This window comes from Acidithiobacillus sp. TH-A35, assembly GCF_057473505.1.
In genome coordinates, this window is sequence record NZ_JBYCKR010000298.1 from 1 (window position 1) to 2,286 (window position 2,286).

2 protein-coding genes and 1 pseudogene are annotated in these 2,286 nt (G+C 64.7%); all 3 read left to right on the plus strand.

Translation table 11 applies throughout. The annotated features are described in order from the left end of the window. Positions 1 to 501: transketolase C-terminal domain-containing protein (locus AC2VNK_RS09575; RefSeq protein ID WP_486883585.1), on the plus strand; the 501-nt coding region annotated here is incomplete at its 5' end. A gap of 12 nt (positions 502 to 513) precedes the next feature. Further along, positions 514 to 1,794 carry a 2-oxo acid dehydrogenase subunit E2 gene (locus AC2VNK_RS09580; RefSeq protein WP_486883586.1) on the plus strand — a complete coding sequence of 427 codons (1,281 nt, stop codon included), beginning with the start codon at positions 514 to 516 and terminating at the stop codon, positions 1,792 to 1,794. Then, positions 1,791 to 2,286: pseudogene (locus tag AC2VNK_RS09585) on the plus strand (acetate/propionate family kinase); the annotation flags it as partial. The gene AC2VNK_RS09580 and the pseudogene AC2VNK_RS09585, both read left to right, overlap by 4 nt.

Here is a 2,286-nt window from a genome sequence, read left to right on the forward strand (position 1 = left end):
GCCATTCGCAGCGATGACCCCATCCTTGTGCTGGAACATGAGTTGCTCTATTTCAGTAAAGGCGACGTAGACGAGGCGGCGCTGGCTCCGCCCATCCATCAGGCGGTAGCACGCCGGCAGGGGCGGGACATCACCTGCATCGCCTACTCGCGGATGTTGCCGCTGGCCTTGCAGGCCGCGGAGACGCTGGCGGCAGAAGGCATCGAACTCACGGTGATTGATCCGCGCAGCCTTTCGCCCATTGACTGGGACACCTGCGTGCGCGCGGTGGAGCAGACCCACCGCTGCCTGATCGTCGAAGAGGACTGCCGCTTTGCCGGTGCCGGTGCGGAGTTCGCCGCCACCTTGCAGGAGCGTTGCTTTTACCTGCTGGACGCCCCCATCCAGCGGGTAGCGGGGATGGATATCCCTACCCCCTTCAATGGTACGCTTGAGGCCGCCAGCATCCCCCGCGGGGAAGACATTGTACAGGCGGCCCGGCAGATGATGGCCCGGCGATAGGAGGAGAGGTTGATGAAAGCAGAAATCACCATGCCGGTACTGTCCGACACCATGCAGACCGGACGCCTCACCCGCTGGAACAAGGCCGTCGGTGAAGCGATCAAGAAGGGCGAAGCCGTTGCCGAGGTCGAAACGGATAAAGCGATTCTGGATGTGGAGGCCTTTGTCGACGGTTTTCTGGTAGGCCCTTTGGCCGCGGTGGACACGGACATCCCGGTGCGGCAGGTCATCGGTTACATTGCCGATACGCCGGAAGCGACAAAGACCGATTCAGGCGGTGCGGCCAGAGTTGCCGCGACAACCGCACCGCCCGCCCCACCATCAGCAGCACCCGGAGCGGTTCCAGAGAAAAAAACCGCGCCGCCGACCACCCTGCAGCCGGCCGCCCCTGCGGCCGCCGCAACGCCACCCGATACGGCGCCTTCGGAGAAACCTGCCTCTCTCCCGCGGCCGCACACCCCGACAGCCGCTGCTGCGCTGCAACCCCCGCACGCCGATGGCCTCCAGGCTTCTCCGTATGCCCGCGCCCTCGCCCGTGATCTGGAGCTGGACCTCAGCCAGGTTAGGCCCGGTCCCGACGGCACCATTCATGCGGCCCAGGTGCTGGCTAGTGCCTTAGCGCCCGCAGATGCGGACCTGCACCTCGGCCCGCCCTACACCATCGAGCGACCCGGCATGCTCCGGGCGGCAGTGGCCCGTAATATGTCGGCGACCCTCGATACCCCCACCTTCCTCATCAGCAGTCGCTTGGCCACGGCACCCCTACATGCTGCCGCCAAACAGGCGGGCCTCAGCCTGACCCTCGCCCTGACCCGCGCCTGTGCCCTGACCGTCGCCGAAGATCCTTGGTTTAACCAGGTCTGGACCCGTCGGGGCTTGGCCAAGCGCAGCCGGGTGGATGTAGGTATCGCCGTGGATACCGGCGATGGGCTGATCACCCCGGTGCTGCGCGATGCGGCTGGCCGCCCGCTCAAGGAACTGGTGGAGGACTGGCGGATCCTGCTCGGCAAAGTCAAAAAGGGGCGGATTTACCCGGAAGATTATCAGGGAGCCAGCTTCTATCTTTCCAACCTCGGGGTTTTCCCGGAAGTAGAGCGCTTCAATGCCATCGTGCCGGTGGGCGCCTCCGCCATACTGGCCGTGGCTGCCGCGGGCAGTGATGGGCGGGCGGACTTTACCCTGAGCTGCGATCACCGGGTGATTTTCGGCGCTGACGCGGCGCGCTTTCTGCAGCGGCTGGGCAAGCGGCTGCAGGATTTGTCCTGGTTAGCCACTGGCGGGGGAGGCCTGTGAGCTTAGCGGCAACGCGACATGTCCTCTGCCTCAACAGCGGTTCGTCCTCCATCAAGTTCGCGGTTTTTGCGCTGAAGGCTACAGGGGAAGAGAAACTCGCGGAAGGCGCCGCCGAGCGCATTGGGCAGAGCGTCGGGCGTTTATGGCTGCAACGCGGAGAAGAGCAGGCCATTGACCGGCAGTTGGCCCTGCCGCAGCAGCAGGAGGCGTTAAAGGCCGTATTTGCGGCACTGGCGGAGGTACAATGCGCGACGCCGGATGGCGTTGGCCACCGCATTGTCTCCGGCGGACCGCGTCATCAGGCGCATTGCCTGGTGGATAACCAGGTGCTCAGCGATCTGCGCGCCTCCCTGCGTTTTGCCCCTTTACATCTTACTGCAGAAATCGCCGCCATAGAGGCCGTACAAGCGGTGTGGCCCCATATTCCGCAAGTCGCCTGCTTCGATACGGCTTTTCACCGTAGCATCCCGGAAATGGCCAGCCGCCTGCCCC